18 protein-coding genes are annotated in these 17,688 nt (G+C 59.4%); 12 read left to right on the forward strand and 6 right to left on the reverse strand.

The features are described 5' to 3' along the window. The first annotated feature begins 7 nt into the window (after positions 1–7). Positions 8–835 (forward strand): 3'(2'),5'-bisphosphate nucleotidase CysQ, encoded by an 828-nt coding sequence (gene cysQ / locus BXA01_RS17405; RefSeq protein WP_076565082.1) that lies wholly within the window; start codon positions 8–10, stop codon positions 833–835. 51 nt (positions 836–886) lie between these two features. On the opposite strand, the gene BXA01_RS17410 is transcribed toward cysQ, so the two are convergent. The 5 genes from BXA01_RS17410 to BXA01_RS17430 form a co-directional block, all read right to left on the reverse strand. Beyond that, positions 887–1,342: a YiiD C-terminal domain-containing protein gene (locus BXA01_RS17410; RefSeq protein WP_076565084.1), complete on the reverse strand. Its 456-nt coding sequence runs from the start codon at positions 1,340–1,342 to the stop codon at positions 887–889. Beyond that, positions 1,339–2,721: a sigma-54-dependent transcriptional regulator gene (locus BXA01_RS17415; RefSeq protein ID WP_041477494.1), complete on the reverse strand. Its 1,383-nt coding sequence runs from the start codon at positions 2,719–2,721 to the stop codon at positions 1,339–1,341. The genes BXA01_RS17410 and BXA01_RS17415 overlap by 4 nt, the downstream gene beginning before the upstream one ends. Continuing rightward, on the reverse strand, positions 2,718–4,526 hold the full coding sequence (locus BXA01_RS17420; RefSeq protein WP_076565086.1) for a sensor histidine kinase: 1,809 nt from the start codon (positions 4,524–4,526) through the stop codon (positions 2,718–2,720). Before BXA01_RS17420 ends, BXA01_RS17415 begins: the two co-directional genes overlap by 4 nt. Before the next feature lie 42 nt (positions 4,527–4,568). Beyond that, positions 4,569–5,114 (reverse strand): dTDP-4-dehydrorhamnose 3,5-epimerase, encoded by a 546-nt coding sequence (gene rfbC, locus BXA01_RS17425; RefSeq protein WP_076565089.1) that lies wholly within the window; start codon positions 5,112–5,114, stop codon positions 4,569–4,571. Between the two features lie 82 nt (positions 5,115–5,196). Then, the gene (locus tag BXA01_RS17430) at positions 5,197–5,721 is read right to left on the reverse strand and encodes a DUF3916 domain-containing protein (RefSeq protein ID WP_076565091.1); all 525 of its coding nucleotides are present in this window, start codon (positions 5,719–5,721) and stop codon (positions 5,197–5,199) included. A 211-nt stretch (positions 5,722–5,932) separates the two neighbouring features. Between BXA01_RS17430 and BXA01_RS17435 the strand changes: the two genes are divergently transcribed. From BXA01_RS17435 to BXA01_RS17475, 9 genes are all read left to right on the forward strand, one after another. After that, positions 5,933–8,845, forward strand: coding sequence for an aminotransferase (locus BXA01_RS17435; RefSeq protein ID WP_076565093.1), 2,913 nt, complete (start codon positions 5,933–5,935; stop codon positions 8,843–8,845). 305 nt (positions 8,846–9,150) lie between these two features. Continuing rightward, on the forward strand, positions 9,151–10,029 hold the full coding sequence (gene aguB, locus BXA01_RS17440) for an N-carbamoylputrescine amidase (protein ID WP_073471536.1): 879 nt from the start codon (positions 9,151–9,153) through the stop codon (positions 10,027–10,029). Beyond that, positions 10,029–11,135, forward strand: a complete 1,107-nt coding sequence (gene aguA, locus BXA01_RS17445; protein WP_076565094.1) for an agmatine deiminase — start codon at positions 10,029–10,031, stop codon at positions 11,133–11,135. Before aguB ends, aguA begins: the two co-directional genes overlap by 1 nt. 245 nt (positions 11,136–11,380) lie before the next feature. After that, positions 11,381–11,593 (forward strand): hypothetical protein, encoded by a 213-nt coding sequence (locus BXA01_RS17450; RefSeq protein WP_016772156.1) that lies wholly within the window; start codon positions 11,381–11,383, stop codon positions 11,591–11,593. Positions 11,594–12,056: 463 nt separating this feature from the next. Continuing rightward, complete coding sequence (locus tag BXA01_RS17455; protein ID WP_076565096.1) at positions 12,057–13,343, forward strand: OprD family porin; 1,287 nt, start codon at positions 12,057–12,059, stop codon at positions 13,341–13,343. A gap of 231 nt (positions 13,344–13,574) precedes the next feature. Next, positions 13,575–14,321, forward strand: coding sequence for a 2OG-Fe dioxygenase family protein (locus BXA01_RS17460; protein WP_041477502.1), 747 nt, complete (start codon positions 13,575–13,577; stop codon positions 14,319–14,321). Between the two features lie 79 nt (positions 14,322–14,400). Next, positions 14,401–14,778 carry a GNAT family N-acetyltransferase gene (locus BXA01_RS17465; RefSeq protein WP_008080517.1) on the forward strand — a complete coding sequence of 126 codons (378 nt, stop codon included), beginning with the start codon at positions 14,401–14,403 and terminating at the stop codon, positions 14,776–14,778. Further along, the gene (locus BXA01_RS17470) at positions 14,775–15,491 is read left to right on the forward strand and encodes an AzlC family ABC transporter permease (protein WP_076565099.1); all 717 of its coding nucleotides are present in this window, start codon (positions 14,775–14,777) and stop codon (positions 15,489–15,491) included. Before BXA01_RS17465 ends, BXA01_RS17470 begins: the two co-directional genes overlap by 4 nt. Beyond that, the gene (locus tag BXA01_RS17475; RefSeq protein ID WP_024011198.1) at positions 15,470–15,787 is read left to right on the forward strand and encodes an AzlD domain-containing protein; all 318 of its coding nucleotides are present in this window, start codon (positions 15,470–15,472) and stop codon (positions 15,785–15,787) included. The genes BXA01_RS17470 and BXA01_RS17475 overlap by 22 nt, the downstream gene beginning before the upstream one ends. On the opposite strand, the gene BXA01_RS17480 is transcribed toward BXA01_RS17475, so the two are convergent. Then, complete coding sequence (locus tag BXA01_RS17480) at positions 15,704–16,630, reverse strand: LysR family transcriptional regulator (RefSeq protein WP_076565101.1); 927 nt, start codon at positions 16,628–16,630, stop codon at positions 15,704–15,706. The genes BXA01_RS17475 and BXA01_RS17480 overlap by 84 nt on opposite strands. 468 nt (positions 16,631–17,098) lie before the next feature. Between BXA01_RS17480 and BXA01_RS17485 the strand changes: the two genes are divergently transcribed. Both BXA01_RS17485 and BXA01_RS17490 read left to right on the forward strand, forming a co-directional pair. Then, complete coding sequence (locus BXA01_RS17485) at positions 17,099–17,389, forward strand: type II toxin-antitoxin system RelB/DinJ family antitoxin (RefSeq protein ID WP_056787159.1); 291 nt, start codon at positions 17,099–17,101, stop codon at positions 17,387–17,389. Beyond that, the gene (locus BXA01_RS17490) at positions 17,355–17,669 is read left to right on the forward strand and encodes a type II toxin-antitoxin system YafQ family toxin (protein WP_076565103.1); all 315 of its coding nucleotides are present in this window, start codon (positions 17,355–17,357) and stop codon (positions 17,667–17,669) included. Before BXA01_RS17485 ends, BXA01_RS17490 begins: the two co-directional genes overlap by 35 nt. Positions 17,670–17,688: the final 19 nt, after the last annotated feature.

Below are 17,688 nucleotides of genomic sequence, written 5' to 3' on the forward strand. Positions count from 1 at the left end.
GACGTCGATGAATTTTCCCCATCCGCTGATGGCACCTGTGGTTGCGCTGGCTTTACAGGCTGGCGAGGCGATTCTGCCGTTCTGGCGCGCCGGCGTTGAAGTCACGGCCAAGTCCGATGATTCGCCGGTCACCGCCGCCGACCTGGCCGCCCATCACCTTATCGTTGCCGGGCTGACGGCGCTGGATCCGAGCATTCCGGTGCTGTCCGAAGAGGACGCCGACATCCCGCAAAGCGTGCGCGCCGGTTGGCAACGCTGGTGGCTGGTGGATCCGCTGGACGGTACCAAGGAGTTCATCAGCGGTAGCGAAGAATTCACTGTGAACATCGCTCTGATCGAAAATGGCCGGGTGGTGTTTGGCGTGGTGACGATGCCGACCAACGGTCGTTTTTACGTCGGCGGTGCCGGATTTGGAGCCTGGCGTGGCGACGAGGGTGGTACGCCGACGGCGATTCAGGTGCGTGATGTGCCTGCACCGGGCGAGGCGTTTACTGTGGTGGCCAGCCGTCGCCATTCAAGTCCCGAGCAAGAGCGTTTGCTGGCCGGGTTGAGCGCGAGTCTTGGTGAGTTGCAACTGGCCAATATCGGCAGTTCCTTGAAGTTCTGTCTATTGGCCGAAGGTGCTGCTGATTGCTATCCGCGACTGGCGCCGACTTCGCAGTGGGACACGGCGGCAGCGCAGGGCGTGCTGGAAGGGGCGGGGGGCGAGGTGCTGGATTTGAAGGGTGAAGCGTTCAGTTACCCTGCGCGGGAATCGCTGTTGAATGAGTTCTTTCTGGCGCTGCCGGCGAAGGCTGCGTGGCGCGGGCGGTTGTTGGAGTTGGCCCGCTCCTGAGATCAAAAGTTCGTCCGAACGCGGCCCGAGCCTTCGGACGATCTTTTTGCCTCAACGGTGCAAAACGTACTGCCCGGTAAATCTCACCGCCTCGTCCTCGCTTCCCGCATTCAGTATCCGCGTATCCAGCGTCAGCCGCGCCCGTCCATAGCGCCGATACATCGCCACAAACCGCTTCCACACCGCCGCATCCGGCGCCGGGCAGACTGCCACGGCGTCCCCGGTCACCGGCAGCGGATAACTGATCTGTCCTTCCTGAATGACGATATGTCCGTCGGCAATCCCTTCTTCCTTCAAACGTAAATGCAACCAGCCCCAACCGGCCAGCACCGCGCCGCAGTAAAGGCTGCCACCGAACATGGTGCTCTTGTGATTGACGTTGGGTGCGAGCGGCAGGTGCAGGCTCAGTTGCTGCTCGCGCCACTCAAGCACCTCGAGGCCCATCTCGGCGGTCAGCGGAATGTCGTGATGCAGCACCGTTTGCAGGTATTCGCTTTCGCTGCTCATTCGTTGTCTTCCCCGTGACTGCTGTCGCCGAAATTCAGACCGTGTTTGCGCAGCTTGTCATGCAGGGTCTTGCGCGGAATACCCAAGGCTTCGGCGAGGCTGCGTACCGAGCTGTGCGAGCGCGCCAGTTCAGCGGCTATCAACGATTTTTCGAAGTTTTCGACTTGCTCGCTAAGGCCGCCGCTGACCACTTCTACGGGCGCGCCGCCGCTGCCGTCAGCGCTGTTGTCCAGTGCCAGCTCAAGCCCAAGGGCGAAGCGTTCGGCAGCATTTTGCAGTTCACGTACATTGCCCGGCCAGGTGTGGCGCAGCAGCAGGGCGCGGTGTGCCGGTTGCAGCTCGTGGGGCGGCAAGCCGTGACGGGCGCTGGCTTCATCGGCGTAATGCTGGAACAGCACCAGCGCGTCTTCGCCCCTTTCGCGCAGCGGCGGGATGCGCAGCGGCGCGACGTTGAGGCGGTAATACAAGTCGGCGCGGAAGCGACCCTGATCCGCCGCCTGACGCAGGTCCTCCTTGGTCGCGGCGATGACGCGGATGTCCAGCGGGATCAACTGATTGCCGCCCAGGCGTTCGACGACGCGCTCCTGCAGCATGCGCAGCAGCTTCACTTGCACGTCCATGCTCATGCTCTCGATTTCGTCGAGAAACAGCGTGCCGCCGTTGGCGAATTCGAATTTGCCGATGCGGCGTTTCTGCGCGCCGGTGAAAGCGCCGGGCTCGTGACCGAACAGTTCGCTTTCCACCACCGATTCGGCCAAGGCGCCGGCGTTGATCGCTACGAACGGACCGTTACGGCGGCTCGACAAGTCGTGCAGCGCGCGGGCCACGACTTCTTTGCCGGCACCGGTCTCGCCGAGGATCAGCACATCGGCCTTGGTCGCCGCCAGCGCACCGATCTGCTCACGCAGACGCAGCATCGGTGTCGAATGGCCGACCAGTCGCGCGCTCAATTCGTTGCGGTCGCTCAAGGCCAGACGCAGGCTGCGGTTGTCCAGCACCAGCCGCCGTAGCGCGAGGGCGCGACGGACGCTGTCGAGCAGTGCATCGCTGGCAAAGGGTTTTTCCAGAAAGTCGTAAGCGCCGGCGCGCATCGCCTGCACCGCCAGCGGTACGTCGCCATGGCCGGTGATCAGCAGCACCGGCAACTCGGGATCCTGTGCGTGCAATTCACTGAGCAGCTCGAGGCCGTCCATTCCCGGCATGCGAATGTCGCTGACCACCACCCCCGGCCAGTCACGCTCAAGCTGTGCGGCGAGGCCCTTGGCTTCGGACAGCGGCAGAATTTTCAGGCCGGCCAGGTCCAGGGTCTGGCCGAGAGCCTGGCGCAAGTGCGGATCGTCGTCGATCAACACTACCTGGATGCGATTGTCGATGGTCATGCACTTCGATCCTCGGACGGTTGGAGGCTGACTCCGGGCGCGCCGGCGCGCAGGCGCAGGGTAATCAGGGCACCGCCTTGTTTGTGGTTGGCGAACGACAGCTCGCCACCAAATGCGCGCATCAGCGTTTCACAAATGGCCAGTCCCAGACCCAGACCCTGTGTGCGGGTCTTGGTGGTGTAAAAGGGCTCGCTGGCGCGGCCAAGAGCTTCCATGCAGAACCCGGGGCCGTTGTCGCGAATGTACAGATTGACGCCGTCGGCGGTGGCTTCGGCACTCAGCCACAATTTGCGCGGCGGGGCTTTTTCGGTAAGCGCATCGAGGGCGTTGGCCAGCAGATTGCCCAGCACTTGGCGCAAGCGGGTTTCGCCGGCCTCGACCCAAAGCGTCGCGGCTGGCAGATCGCGGATCAGTTCGACTTCCATGCTGCGGCGACGTTTGGCGAGTAATGCCAGCGCATCGTCCAGCGCCGGTTGCAGAGCGACGCTTTCCGGTGCGTGGCGATCGCGCCGAGCGAAGGCGCGCAGATGGGCGATGATCGAGGCCATGCGCCCGGTCAGTTCGCTGATCAGCTTGAGGTTGCCGCGCGCATCCTCGGTGCGCTGATGATCGAGCAGCACTTCGGCGTTTTCCGCATAGCTGCGAATCGCCGCCAGCGGCTGATTGAGTTCGTGACTGATGCTCGCCGACATGGTCCCCAGCGCCGACAGTTTGCCGGCCTGGACCAGATCGTCCTGGGCGCGTACCAGCTCCTGCTGCGCCTGCTCACGCTCGAGCACTTCCTGCTTCAAACGCCGGTTGAGGCCTTCCAGATCGCTGGTACGTTCGGCCACCCGGCCTTCCAGTTCGCGGCGGGCCTTGGCCTCGAACGCGATGCGCTCCAGATAATGCCGGCGACGTTGCATCATCAAACCCACCAGCAGCATCACCACCAACAGTGTGGCGCCGCCGATCGCGACAACCGTGCGCACCGGACGATCGATCAGCGTGCGCGGGGCGAGGATGCTCACGCTCCAGCCGGTCTCGGCGATGTCGTGGGTCTGCGTCAGCCAGGCGTCAGGGCTCAGGTTCAGCGGCCGGGGTTCACGGGTCGGATAGGGCTGGATCGCAGTGATCGCGGCGCGCTCGGCATCGCTCAACTCGCGAGTGGAGCGGAAACGCCATTCCGGGCGCGACGTCAGGATGACCACGCCGTTATGGTCGGTCACCAGCAGTTGTTCCGGGGTTTTGCCCCACAGGCTTTCCGTGTGGTCGAGGTCAACCTTGATCACCAGCACGCCGATGATTTTCTCGCCGCTGCGCACAGCCGCAGCGAAGAAATAACCGCGCTTGGCCGAGGTGGTGCCGAGGCCGAAGAAGCGTCCGAGGCGCCCGGCCATGGCTTCACTGAAATACGGGCGGAAGGCGAAGTTGCGGCCGACGAAGCTGTCGCGTTTGTCCCAGTTCGACGCCGCTAGAGTCTGGCCTGACGTGTCCATCAGGTACATCACTTCAGCGCCGGTCTGCGCGGCGATGTTTTTCAGCAGGCGATTGGCGTTGCCTTGGGTCACGCCGTCGTCCGGCGCACCGAGCACCGCGCGCAGGGCCGGCAGATCGCCGAGAATCTGCGGCAACACTTCATAGCGATGCAGGGTGCCGAGCAGATTGGCGACGTAGAGGTCGAGGGTCTGGCGATTCTGCCCGGCGAGTTCGCTGCGGTAATAGCGTTCGGCGAGGTGTTCCAGCGGCCACAGCAGCGGCGCCAGGCACAGGGCCAACAGTGCGAGGCTGCGCCAGCGAGGTCTGCGAGGGAGAGATGCTTTCATGAGCCGGTAGCGCCTGTAGGGACAGGCGCATTATGCCCGGCCTCAGGCGAAGACGTCAGCGTCCTTGAGCAGCGCAGCCGCCTGGTCCTTGGCCGACAGCTTCGGCGCTTCCTCCAGTTGCCAATCGATGCCCAGCGCCGGATCGTCCCAGCGAATGCTGCGCTCGGAAGACGGGTCGTAGTAGTTGGTGGTCTTGTAAAGAAATTCGGCGAACTCGCTCAGCACCACGAAACCGTGAGCGAAACCTTCCGGTACCCACAGTTGACGATGGTTTTCCGCCGACAGACGCACCGCAACCGACTTGCCGAAATGCGGCGAGCTGCGACGGATGTCCACCGCCACGTCGAGCACCTCACCTGCGGTCACACGAACCAGTTTGCCCTGGGTGTTCTGCAACTGGTAATGCAGGCCACGCAGCACGCCTTTTTGCGAGCGCGAATGGTTGTCCTGCACAAACTGCGTTTCCAGACCGGTAGCGTCCTGAAACGCCTTGGCATTGAAACTCTCGTAGAAAAAACCGCGCTCGTCGCCGAACACCTTGGGTTCGATGATCAGAACACCGGGCAGATCGGTGGTGATGACATTCATGGGGAATTCCATTGATAGGTGTGAATGGCCGACATTCTTGCGCAAAGCGCTGCGGGGCGCGAGTGCGGACTACGCCGGAGCGTCAATCGACCTCGCCAAAATACCAGCGTTCCTCTTCATAAGTCTGCCCATCCCAGCCTTCAACCTCGTAGCGCAAACCTCGTTCGCGCATGCCCTGTGGCAACACAAGACCCCATTCTTGAGCCAGGCTTTTGCCGGTTTCGACATATTCGCTGTCGGAGGCAGGGTTATGACCGCGGTGGTATTCCAGATCCGTATAGATACAGATTTCGCTGGAAAACATGCCGGGAACACAAATGGCTGCGACCACTCGGCAGTCAAGCGCATGCACCGGGCGAGCCAGGCGTAAATGCTGCGCCGCGTCGATCAAGTGCTGGGCACATTGCTTTTTCAGCTCGGTTGTTGCCTGCCTTCCTTCCACCATTGCCATGTGGATCGGAATTTTCCAGTTCCAGTATTTGTCCTCAAGAGTAAGGTCAGCAGGAAAATACCCTTCGAAATCGGCGGCCCAAGCGGCGAGAGCTCGCAAGCGGCGAGGGATATTGCGGACTTTTTTGTTCGTAAGGGCGAGGCGACGATGGGACATGACGTGGGCTTGCATCCGTGCTGTGAATTTGTGGCGCAGATTGCACAGAGCTGCGCTGAAAAACAATCTGAAAGTCTTGCAGGAAAGTTTGCCTGGAAGTCTTTCATGATCGCATTTCCGTTTTCGGTTGACCGGGCAACGTCTTAAGGGGTTGCGTAACCGCCAAGGCAATGGCGATATAAGCGCCTAATAAAATTTCAGGGGTCGTTTCATGCCGCTCGCCACGTTGATTCATCGCGCCAGTTTGCCCGGTCCGCAGGTTTCAGAGGCGCAGGCGCTGCAATGGCTGGCCGAACATTACGGGCTCAGCGGCACGTTGCAGGCGCTGGGCAGCCAGCAGGATCTGAATTATCGCGTCGACGGTGGCAGTGGACGCTTCGTGCTGAAAGTCTGTCGTGGCGACTACGCTCTTGTGGAGCTGCAAGCCCAGCACGCCGGGCTCAAATACTTGGCCGAGCATTCGGCGATCAAGGTGCCGCGCGTCATCGCAGCCAATAACGGTGCCGATCTGTTGTCGTTGCAAGCCAATGGCGAAACGGTGCATGTGCGGTTGTTGGAGTACATCGACGGCCAGCCGTTGACCGATTTCGATCATCTTGGTCAGGACGTGGTCGCCGGGTTTGGCCGACTCTGTGGCGAGATGGATCTGGCCCTGGCAGGTTTCGATCACCCCGGCCTTGAACGCACCTTGCAGTGGGACGCGCGTCACGCCAACGCTTTGATCAGTCATCTGTTGCCGGTGATCTCGGACGTGCAGCAGCGTGCGGTGATCAGCGCTGCCGCCGAGCAGGCCGAACGCCGTTTGCAGCCGTTGCTGGACAAACTGCCGGTGCAGGCGATTCACATGGATATCACCGATGACAACGTCGTCTGGGCGCGTGACGCCCAGCGGCATTGGCAATTGCAGGGTGTGATCGACTTCGGTGATCTGGTGCGCACCTGGCGCATCACCGATCTGTCGGTGACCTGTGCGGCTTTGCTGCATCACGCCGATGGCGATCCGTTTGGCATCCTGCCGGCGGTCAAGGCTTATCACGCGGTCAATCCGTTGCAGTACGCTGAGCTGCAAGCGCTGTGGCCATTGATCGTGGCGCGGGCGGCGGTGCTGGTGCTCAGTGGCGAGCAACAGGTGAGTATCGACCCCACCAATACGTATAGCCGCGACAACCTCAGTCACGAGTGGGAAATTTTTCGCGTCGCGACATCGGTGCCACAGGCGCTGATGGAAGCGGCGATTCTCAGCGCCGTGGACGAGACCGTGCCGAAGGTCGAAAACCCGGAATTTGCACCGTTGTTGCCCGGGCTGGTCGGGCGCGAATTCGCGCTGATCGATCTGGGCGTGTTGAGCCCGCACTTCGAGGCGGGCAATTGGGAGCAGCCGGGCATTGATCAGCACTTGCTGACAGAGGCCGCAGCGGTGCACGGGCTGGCGGCGACGCGTTATGGCCAGTATCGCTTGTCACGTACTCGGCCAGACAGCGCGACTGAGCCGGACACGTTCCCGTTGCATGTCGAATTGCGTGTGCCGACCGGAACCGAAGTTCAAGCACCGTTCGCCGGCGTTCTGAAGCAAGCGGCAAACGGTGCGCTGCAACTCGATGGCCCACAGTTCAGCGTTCGCCTGTGGGGCGTGACGCCTGTTCTTGAACATGGGGTGGCAGTTGATAGAGGCCAGAAACTCGGTGAAGTCACTGGGCCGCTGATTGTGCAGTTGTGCCGAGAAGCAGAGCTCGACGCGCCGCTGTTCTGCACGCCGTCCCGTGCATCGGCGTGGCAAGCGTTGTGCCCGTCACCGGCGATGCTGCTCGGGCTGGCCTGCGACGCCGAGCCTGAGCTGGACGCGAAAACCCTGCTCGAACGCCGCGATGCCAGTTTTGCCCGCACGCAAAAACACTATTACGTTGACCCGCCGCGTATTGAACGCGGCTGGCGCAATCACCTGATTGATATGCACGGCCGATCCTATCTGGACATGCTCAATAACGTCGCGGTGCTCGGCCACGGCCACCCTCGGATGGCGGCGGTCGCGGCGCGGCAGTGGTCGTTGCTCAATACCAATTCGCGTTTCAACTACGCGGCGGTCGCCGAGTTTTCCGAGCGCTTGCTGAAGCTGGCGCCGAAGGGCATGGATCGCGTGTTCCTGGTCAACAGCGGCAGCGAGGCCAATGACCTGGCGATTCGCCTGGCCTGGGCCTACAGCGGCGGGCGCGACATGATCAGTGTGCTTGAGGCGTATCACGGCTGGACGATCGGCGCCGATGCGGTATCGACGTCGATTGCTGACAACCCGAAGGCGCTGGAAAGTCGCCCGGACTGGGTGCACCCAGTGCCGGCGCCGAACACGTATCGCGGCGAATTCCGTGGCGCCGATTCGGCGCCGGATTACGTGCGCAGCGTCGAACATCACCTGCAAAAACTGGCCGAGCAAAAGCGGCAACTGGCCGGTTTCATCTGCGAGCCGGTCTACGGCAATGCCGGAGGTATTTCTTTACCGCCGGGCTATTTGCCGCAGGTGTATGAAAAGGTCCGCGCGCAGGGCGGGGTGTGCATCGCTGACGAAGTGCAGGTCGGTTATGGGCGCATGGGCCATTTTTTCTGGGGCTTCGAAGAGCAGGGCGTAGTGCCGGACATCATCACCATGGCCAAAGGCATGGGTAACGGCCAGCCACTTGGCGCGGTGATCACCCGCCGGGAAATCGCCGAGGCGCTGGAGGCCGAAGGCTATTTCTTCTCGTCGGCGGGCGGCAGTCCGGTCAGTTGCCAGATTGGTATGGCGGTGCTCGATGTGATGGAGGAAGAAAAGCTCTGGGAAAATGCCCAGGTCGTCGGCGGCTACTTCAAGGCGCGCCTGGAAGCGTTAATCGATAAACATCCGCTGGTCGGCGCGGTGCACGGCTCCGGGTTTTATCTGGGGCTGGAGCTGATCCGCAATCGGCAGACGCTGGAACCGGCAACCGCCGAGACTGCGTTGCTGTGTGACCGCCTGCGCGAGTTGGGGATCTTCATGCAGCCGACGGGCGATGACTTGAACATCCTCAAAATCAAACCACCAATGGTGACGTCGCGCCAGAGCGTGGATTTCTTTGTCGACATGCTGGATCGGGTGCTTACCGAAGGCCTGTAAGCAAGGCACATCCCCTGTGGGAGCGAGCCTGCTCGCGAAAGCTGTGTATCAGTCGCCACATGCGGTGACTGACACAGCGCATTCGCGAGCAGGCTCGCTCCCACATTTGTTTTAGGGTCAAAGTTCGATTTGTATCGATTTAATTAGCGTTCAAACAGAGAGATTCCTTCCTTGCAGCTTCTAAAGCCGATATTTATCGGTTATAAAGTCGCCATTGCTCCGGCATGGTGATCTCTTGTCCGGTGCGCGCGTTTTCTTTTCGGTCGAATTCTTCGACCGTCAAAGCACTAGCCCGGAGATGATTCATGAGCCGTATCGTTACCGTCGCCGCCACGCAGATGGCCTGTTCGTGGGACCTGGAAGCCAACCTCGAAACCGCTGAAAGACTGGTCCGTGAAGCCGCCGGCAAAGGCGCGCAGATCATCCTCATTCAGGAACTGTTCGAGGCGCCGTATTTCTGCCAGAAGCCCAATCCGGATTACCTGCAACTGGCAACGACGGTTGAAGAAAACGTCGCCATCAAGCATTTCCGGAAAATCGCCAAAGAGCTGCAAGTGGTGCTGCCGATCAGCTTCTACGAACTGGCCGGGCGTGCACGCTTCAACAGCATCGCGATCATCGACGCCGACGGCAGCAACCTCGGGATTTATCGTAAAAGCCACATTCCGGACGGCCCGGGCTATCACGAGAAGTATTACTTCAACCCGGGCGACACCGGCTTCAAGGTATGGAACACCCGTTACGCGAAAATTGGCGTTGGCATCTGTTGGGACCAGTGGTTCCCGGAAGCGGCACGCAGCATGGCCCTGCAAGGCGCGGAAATTCTCTTTTATCCAACCGCGATCGGCAGCGAGCCGCACGACAAGACCATTTCTTCGCGCGATCACTGGCAGCGGGTCCAGCAGGGCCATGCCGGCGCCAACCTGATGCCGCTGATCGCCAGCAACCGCATCGGCAACGAAGAACAGGACGGCTACGACATCACCTTCTATGGCTCTTCGTTCATCGCCAACCAGTTCGGCGAAAAAGTGCAGGAGCTGAATAAAACCGAAGAAGGTATTCTTGTGCACACGTTCAACCTCGACGAGCTGGAACATATTCGCAGCGCGTGGGGTTCATTCCGCGACCGCCGACCGAATCTGTACGGCGCGTTGAAAACCCTCGACGGTTCCCTGGAGTCCTGATGACCACATTGAAAAGTACCCCGCGCGCCGACGGCTTCTACATGCCGGCCGAGTGGGCGCCACAAACCCAGACCTGGATGATCTGGCCCGAGCGCCCGGACAACTGGCGTCTGGGTGGCAAACCGGCGCAGGCCGCGCACGCCGCGGTGGCCAAAGCCATCGCCCGCTTCGAGCCGGTCACCGTTGCCGTCTCCGCCGGCCAATACGAAAACGCCCGCGCGCGCCTCGATGTGCCGAATATCCGCGTGGTGGAAATGTCCAGCGACGACGCCTGGGTCCGCGACAGCGGCCCGACCTTCGTTATCAATAACCAGGGCGAAGTGCGCGGTGTGAACTGGGATTTCAACGCCTGGGGCGGTTTCGATGGCGGCCTGTATGCACCGTGGAACCGTGATTCGCAGGTCGGCGGCAAGATCCTCGAGATCGAGCGCAGCCCGCGTTACCGCACCGAAGGTTTCGTGCTCGAAGGCGGCTCGATTCATGTCGACGGCGAAGGCACGCTGATCACGACCGAAGAATGCCTGCTCAACCGCAATCGCAACCCGCACCTGAGCCGCGAAGAAATCGAAGCCGTACTGAGCGACAACCTGTCTGTGGACAAGATCATCTGGTTGCCGGATGGCTTGTTCAACGATGAAACCGACGGCCATGTGGATAACTTCTGCTGCTACGTGCGTCCGGGCGAAGTGCTGCTGGCCTGGACCGACGATCCGCAGGATCCGAACTACCCACGCTGCCAGGCCGCAATGAAAGTGCTGCAAAGCAGCACCGACGCCAAGGGCCGCCCGTTCACGGTGCACAAAATGCCGATTCCGGGGCCGCTGTACGCGACCGAAGAAGAGTGTGCCGGCGTCGATGCGGTGGACGGTTCGCAGGAGCGCAATCCTTCCGTGCGACTGGCCGGTTCCTACGTGAACTTCCTGATCGTCAACGGCGGCATCATCGCGCCGAGCTTCGACGACCCGATGGATGCCCCGGCCAGGGAAATCCTGCAGAAGCTGTTCCCGCAACACGAAGTAGTGATGGTGCCGGGCCGTGAACTGTTACTGGGTGGCGGCAATATTCACTGCCTTACCCAACAGCAGCCAGCGCCGCACAAAGAGTGAGTTGAGTCGTAACAGCTTGAGTTGATTCACAAATCAGCCAGGCAATGATTAGCTCGCTCTGCATGAAAGCAAGCCCGCGGCCCGTCAGGACCGCGGGCTTGTTTGTATCCGCCGGTCGACATTCGAGTCGCCTTGGCATAGCTCTTGTATTGCTCCTTATGCACTAGGGAGGGCGGGGAACTTCAACAGTTCTGTCACAAACCTTGGATAACGTAGCCGCTCACGAACGGGGAGAGAGCGCTGAAATGAACGCCGAAGTGAACGTAATCAGCGAGCGGACTGTGCATCCCATGGCCGTCAACGGCGAATCGCTCCAGCTTGTCGCGCACTGGTTGAAGTCCAATGGAACGCGTCAGATCAGACAACCTGATCCGCGCCGGATGATGATCGAGCGTTACCCCGCTGGCCTGTTCAGCGAGGCCGAGCTGGAAGCCTTGTGGGATGTGATGGAAGGATAAGAACAATAGGGATTGGTAAAAGCGCTGCCGGGATGGCGGCGCTTTTTTTTGCCTGATTTTTATCCACAGGTATTCAGAAGTGGGAGCGAGCCTGCTCGCGAAGACGTCAGTCCTGCCAATGACTTTATTGACTGATCCAGCGCGTTCGCGAGCGGGCGCGCTCCCACAGTTCAGAACTCCCTGCTTAACCTAATTTTTCTGCAACCGCCCAGCAAGAAAATTACGTTTCTTAGACGTTTTTCGCCTATTTAAAGACGATTCTTGAAATTGACACACAGTTCAGGGCGCGGCTACGATTCGGCCCAACGCCTGTGGCTAACCGCCATGACTCAAAATAAGGAGCAGGCCCGCCATGACGTTAACGTCGGCGGGCTTTTTTGTTTCGGGGTGAATACAAGAGTGCAGAAAGCGCCGTTTCAGCCGTTCGACACAGCGCGTTTCAACCCGTAATAAGGAAAACAAAATGTTGAACAAGCGAATCAGTCTGATCGCACTGGGGATGTTGAGTGCTACACAGGCCATGGCTAACGACCAGGCCGAATCCAAGGGTTTCGTTGAAGACAGCAGCCTGAAAGTGCTGCTGCGCAACGCCTACATCAATCGTGATTACAAAGACGGTAACAAGGACAAGGCCGAATGGGGCCAAGCGGCCATCGGTACGTTCTCGTCGGGCTTCACTCAAGGCACCGTCGGTGTCGGCGTGGACGCTTTCGGTCTGTACGCATTGCGCCTCGACGGCGGCAAGGGCCGTAGCGGCGCCGGCGGCATCGATTTTTTCAGACAGGAAAATGACGGTCGTGCGAACCACGACATCGCCAAGGGCGGCGCAGCGGTCAAATTCCGTGTTTCCAACACCGTGTTGACCTATGGCGACCAGATGCCGGCCCTGCCGGTGCTGAGCTACGACAACGTGCGTCTGCTGCCGGAAAGCTATACCGGTACGTTGATCACTTCCCGTGAAATCCAAGGCCTGGAATTGAACGCCGGCCGTTTCACTGCCGAGTCGCGCAAAAGCGATGAGGGCCGTGACAGCGGCGGTCTCAAGTCGATCAACGTGTTGGGCGGCAGCTATCAGTTCACCGAACACTTCAAAGGCGCGCTGTATGCGTCCGACGTTGAAGACGTCTTGAAGAAACAGTACGTGAACGCCAACTATGTGATTCCGTTCAACAAGGATCAGTCCCTGACCCTGGATTTCAACGGCTATCGCACCAAGCTGGACAGCTCCTATGTCCGCGAAAACGGTGTAACTGGCGACGACAACAAGATCTGGAGCCTGGCAGCCACCTTCGCCACTGGCCCGCACTCGTTCACCGTGGCGCATCAGCGTTCCACTGGCGACAGCAACTTGGGCTACGCCTATGGCGGCTATCAGAAAGACCAGGGTCGTGTCGGCGACGGCGGTAACTCCATCTACCTGGCCAACTCCTACTGGTCTGACTTCAACGCCGAAGACGAACGCAGCTGGCAGCTGGGTTACGGCCTGGACTTCGGTTCGTTCGGCGTTCCGGGTCTGAGCTACAACTTCGCTTACGTGCGCGGCGACAACATCACCACGTCCACCAGCGAAGGCGGCACCGAGCGCGAAATCTTCAACCAGTTCAAGTACGTCGTGCAGAGTGGCCCGGCCAAAGACCTGAGCGTGAAGCTGCGCAGCTCGATCCTGCGCGTGTCGCAGAAATCCAGCGAGTACAACGTCAGCGGTAACGAGCTGCGTGTATTCGTGGACTATCCGATCAACATCTTCTGATGATCGATCCGCTGTAAGAAAAATGAGAAAACCCCGATTCGTTCGGGGTTTTTTTTCGCCCGTTTTTTAGTGAAAACCGCAAATAACCGGTGTTCTTGTCATGTAAAAGTCGTTTTTCAAGCGCTGCAGATTCCGTTTCAAGCAGTGCTTCAAATGCCTGAAATTCTTTCTCATGGACGCAAATTCTCCACCCAATAGATTAGGGCGTTCAACGCAGCGGAGAATTTGGTAATGATCGTTTTGAACAGAGAAGTGGGCGAATCGCTACGGCGCGACAAGTTTGTCAACGTCCAGGGTGGTGACTTCAATCTCTACGGTCATTTTGCCGACTTCGTCAGACTGACCAAAAGTTGGGAAAACATGGAGCCTGACAGCTATTACGGTCAGGCCGAAGCCGGCATGCGTTATCGTCGTTACAGCGACTTTGAATACAACCCGAAAACTCGCGAGCTCAAGCAACTTGAGCATCGCGCCTATGTGCAATCGAAAGAGAACAACGCTTACGTCGGTGGCGTGGTGCGCCACTTCCAGGACTTTTCCGAGGAAGTGATCTCCTCGCCGGTGATGCGCAGCCTGATCGACACCGATTTCGAAGTGTACAAAAGTGTGCTGCCGGAAGAGTTGCACGATGAAATCTGGCAGTGCCAGATCCATCAGATCCGCATCGAGATCAAACCCGGCAAACAGCTGGAAATCACCCCTGAAGGCATTCATTGCGACGGCTATCCGTTCAGCGGTGTGCATTTCTGGGGCCGCAGTAACGTAGAGGGTGCCGAGAGTCGACTGTACGACATCCACGAGCATCAACTGGCGGCGACCACCTACGAGGAAATTCTCGATACCACCTTCTTCCTCGACCGCGACATGCGCCATTACGTGACCCCGGCGCGCAATACCCACACCCATGCCATGGCGTACCGGCAGATTCTGGCGATTTCCTTCTCGCGGCCCGGGACCGCTTTCGACATTGTTCGCTAATCAGATCACCCTAATCGACGGCGTCGAGTGCTCGACGCCAGTGGTGCTGCGCCGCGCCACCGCCAAGGATGCGCAACGCATGGAGCGCTTCTTCCGCCAGTTCGACGAAGTGTCGTTCTGCGAATGGCAGGACGCCAAATGCCTGCGCGGCGTGTTGATCCAGAAAACCACCACGGCGTATCTGGCTTTCGATGTGGCTGGCGAGATCGTCGGCGCGGTGCTCGGCGGCATGCTCGGCAGTCGCGGCACGATCAACCATCTGGCCGTGAGCCCGCGCTACCGCAGTCAGGGCGTGGGCCAGCGTCTGGTCGAAGCAGCGTCGTCCGACATGAAACGGGTCGGGGTGCTGCGGATGTTTCTGTTCGTCGACGATGCTAACCTCGCGGGCAAGCGATTCTGGACTGCCCAGGGTTTTTGCGAGCCTCACGGCGAACGGACATTTGAGAGGGATCTATGAATGAAAGGTCCGGCAGCGCGCCGCTGATGGCGACTCATCAGCCGTCGCGCACGTTTGCCGAAGCCAGCCCGGTGGTCGCCGGGTATTTTACCGTGTCGTTTGTCTTCGGGCTGATGGCGGTCAACGCCGGCCTGCCGATGTGGCTGCCAGTAGCGATGTGCTTGTTCGTCTATGCCGGCGCTTCGCAGTTCGCCGCGCTGGCGCTGATCTCCAGCGGCGCATCGCTGACCACCATTGTGCTGACCACTTTCCTGATCAATGCGCGGCACATGCTGATGTCGGTGTACATGGCCAAGGCGCTGCGCGCCCTTGGCTTGAGCCGCATGGAGCGTTGGGCTTACGCCGGTGGCCTGACGGATGAATCCTTCGCCTTTCATAGCGTCAAGCTCGGCACGGGCGCACCGGTCAATGTGCGTTACCTGATCGGCTTCAACCTGTTCTGTCACACCTCGTGGGTGCTCGGCGGTTTGCTCGGTGCGGTCTGCGCGCAGTACGCGGCGCACTTGATCAAATATCAGCTCGACTACGCGCTGACGGCGATGATGCTCTACGTGCTGGTCTCGCTGTGCAACACGCGCAACAAACTGATGGCCGCCGCTGCCGCCGTGGTCTGCATGGGGGCACTGAGCCTGATCGGCAGTTCGCCCTTCAACGTATTTATCGCCACATTTGTGGGCTGCGGAGTGGGTGTATGCCTGACCAAACGTTCCTGATTCTGGTGGTGGTGCTGATGATGGCGGTGACCTTCCTGCCGCGCGCCTTGCCACTGCAAATCAACACCGAACACTGGCCGCCATTCGTGGCGCGGGCGCTGGAATATCTGCCGGTGGCGATCGTCGCTGCAATCAGCCTCACGCCCTTGTTGATCAAGGACCGGCAGATCCAGCTCGATCGCCCGGAATTCTATGCTGCGATTCCGACGTTGCTATGTGCGTATTTCAGCAAAAACCTCTTTCTCAGTGTGGCGGTGGGGACGGCTGCGTACATTGCGCTCGGCTCGTTCATGTAGCGGCAGATCAACGACGTCGTTCAGCGCCTGGTGCGACAGCTCCGGATTGTTTACCGCCAGGCGCACTTCGAGGAAATCCTCGAAACCGGGAAAAATCGTCAGACCGTTCTTCTGCGCTGCATCGCGCGAGACCATACCCACCGCGTCCATCTGCGTGATCAACGACAGCGTCAGGGTTTCGCTGCAGGAATAGACCATGCGCTGGCCGTTCTCGTGATTGCCCAGCCCGGCGTCGAGAAACCGCAAGAAGCTGTGGGAATACGGACAATCTTCCGCAGGACGCACCTGAAACTTGTTGCCCAGCAAGGTCAGCGGATCGTTCTCCTGACCGCAATGCGCACCGACCACCTGCACCTGCACCTCTGGCAGCACGATACTCGGCAGCCCCGGCCGCTGCGGGCCGATCAGCACGGCGAGGTCGAAATCCTCGTTCTTCAGCTTGCTGAGATTTTCCATCGACTCGGCGTAGCTGAATTCCATCTGGTAATCAGGAAACACCTCGATCAGGCGACCGATCATGCGCCGGTTGAAATCAGGCGACAGCGTGTTGTTCAACGCCACCTTCAACGTCCGCTGCCCGGGCACCTTCAGCGCCTCGACCTTTTCTTCCATCTGTCGCGTGGCGATCAACACTTTGTCGATGTAAGGGGTGAGCTCCGTGCCTTGCGGCGTCAGCGTCAGGCCCTTGTTGGAGCGGCGAAACAAGCGGAAACCGAACTGCTCTTCGACCTTGTTCAACTGTGCGGCCAACGCCTGCACGGTCAGGCACGAATGCTCGGCTGCGGCCGACAACGAGCCGGTCTGCACGATGCGCATGAGGTTGCGTAAGGTTCTGCTATCCATGGGTAATGCCCTCTGAAGTGGGCTGGGTATTGTTGTTTACGAAACGACCGAAACGGCGCCATATGCCGGCTATATTCCTGCACCTGAGCATAGTTGTCGCGGATTTAGTAGCGAATTGATTTCCCCGCCGATGGCTGGAGGCTGACAGAGGATCGGGGTTTTTGATGATGTGGGGGTGATGAAGGTCAAAAAAGTGCGTGGTTTTGGTGCGCGGGGAGATTCTTTTCGAAGAGAAACAGCTTACATCTTCCTAGCTTTTTGCCTGCGTCATACGCAGATAGCTCTCAGGTAAAGTAACCATTTAGCTGATAGCGCCCAACAGTCAAAGGAGTTGAAATGGATATCTGGCATGCGAGCCATGGTGGTAGATAACCACCTATCAACTTCGCGTTGACCGACGAAGATCACTCCGAACACAATGCAGAGGTAGCGCTGATGTAGCTACAAAACCACGATGAGGTAATTGAAATGGCTGCACTACTGAAAACTACCGATGTGCGCTGCCGCATTGATGAGGATTTGAAAGCGCGTGCCACTGAAGTCTTGAACGCTTGCGGGCTGAGCATTAGCGACGCCATGCGACTTTTTCTGCGACAGGTTGTTGCTACTCAGGGGCTTCCCTTCGAGGTGCGAGTTCCATCGGAGAAGACAGCCCGCGCAATGATGGAAGCACGAGAAATCCGTCAGCGTTTCGACTCGATAGACGACATGCTGAGGAATGCTGATGGCGAAACAGGAGAAAACGCAAAAACGCGCTGATCGGCCTAAACAGTGTGCACAGACTTCTGAATTCAAGAAGTCTTGGGATCGCTATAACCGTGCCGGAAGGCGAGATATGAACGACGTTCAGAAGGTGATGGCAATGTTATTTCTGGGGCAGCAGTTACCGGCAGAATATCTGGATCATGCGCTGACTGGAGATTGGTCTGGATTCCGCGAGTGTCATATCGGTGGCGATTTTCTGATGGTTTACGAGAACACACGTCCAGACCTGATCACGTTCGTGGATTTAGGGAGTCATTCAGAACTGTTTAAATAGCGCAGAAATACATAAGCCG

The organism is Pseudomonas sp. B10, assembly GCF_900156235.1.
Lineage (GTDB): Bacteria > Pseudomonadota > Gammaproteobacteria > Pseudomonadales > Pseudomonadaceae > Aquipseudomonas > Aquipseudomonas siliginis.

Excerpts from the sequence above, each read along its gene's own strand:
- BXA01_RS17460 (WP_041477502.1), top strand. The coding sequence starts at position 13,575 with ATGATCGTTTTGAACAGAGAAGTGGGCGAATCGCTACGGCGCGACAAG.
- rfbC (WP_076565089.1), bottom strand. The coding sequence starts at position 5,114 with ATGAATGTCATCACCACCGATCTGCCCGGTGTTCTGATCATCGAACCC.
- BXA01_RS17475 (WP_024011198.1), top strand. The coding sequence starts at position 15,470 with ATGCCTGACCAAACGTTCCTGATTCTGGTGGTGGTGCTGATGATGGCG.
- aguB (WP_073471536.1), top strand. The coding sequence starts at position 9,151 with ATGAGCCGTATCGTTACCGTCGCCGCCACGCAGATGGCCTGTTCGTGG.
- BXA01_RS17410 (WP_076565084.1), bottom strand. The coding sequence starts at position 1,342 with ATGAGCAGCGAAAGCGAATACCTGCAAACGGTGCTGCATCACGACATT.
- BXA01_RS17435 (WP_076565093.1), top strand. The coding sequence starts at position 5,933 with ATGCCGCTCGCCACGTTGATTCATCGCGCCAGTTTGCCCGGTCCGCAG.
- BXA01_RS17465 (WP_008080517.1), top strand. The coding sequence starts at position 14,401 with ATGGAGCGCTTCTTCCGCCAGTTCGACGAAGTGTCGTTCTGCGAATGG.
- BXA01_RS17430 (WP_076565091.1), bottom strand. The coding sequence starts at position 5,721 with ATGTCCCATCGTCGCCTCGCCCTTACGAACAAAAAAGTCCGCAATATC.
- BXA01_RS17420 (WP_076565086.1), bottom strand. The coding sequence starts at position 4,526 with ATGAAAGCATCTCTCCCTCGCAGACCTCGCTGGCGCAGCCTCGCACTG.
- BXA01_RS17470 (WP_076565099.1), top strand. The coding sequence starts at position 14,775 with ATGAATGAAAGGTCCGGCAGCGCGCCGCTGATGGCGACTCATCAGCCG.
- BXA01_RS17480 (WP_076565101.1), bottom strand. The coding sequence starts at position 16,630 with ATGGATAGCAGAACCTTACGCAACCTCATGCGCATCGTGCAGACCGGC.
- BXA01_RS17415 (WP_041477494.1), bottom strand. The coding sequence starts at position 2,721 with ATGACCATCGACAATCGCATCCAGGTAGTGTTGATCGACGACGATCCG.
- cysQ (WP_076565082.1), top strand. The coding sequence starts at position 8 with ATGAATTTTCCCCATCCGCTGATGGCACCTGTGGTTGCGCTGGCTTTA.
- BXA01_RS17490 (WP_076565103.1), top strand. The coding sequence starts at position 17,355 with ATGGCGAAACAGGAGAAAACGCAAAAACGCGCTGATCGGCCTAAACAG.
- BXA01_RS17455 (WP_076565096.1), top strand. The coding sequence starts at position 12,057 with ATGTTGAACAAGCGAATCAGTCTGATCGCACTGGGGATGTTGAGTGCT.
- BXA01_RS17450 (WP_016772156.1), top strand. The coding sequence starts at position 11,381 with ATGAACGCCGAAGTGAACGTAATCAGCGAGCGGACTGTGCATCCCATG.
- aguA (WP_076565094.1), top strand. The coding sequence starts at position 10,029 with ATGACCACATTGAAAAGTACCCCGCGCGCCGACGGCTTCTACATGCCG.
- BXA01_RS17485 (WP_056787159.1), top strand. The coding sequence starts at position 17,099 with ATGGCTGCACTACTGAAAACTACCGATGTGCGCTGCCGCATTGATGAG.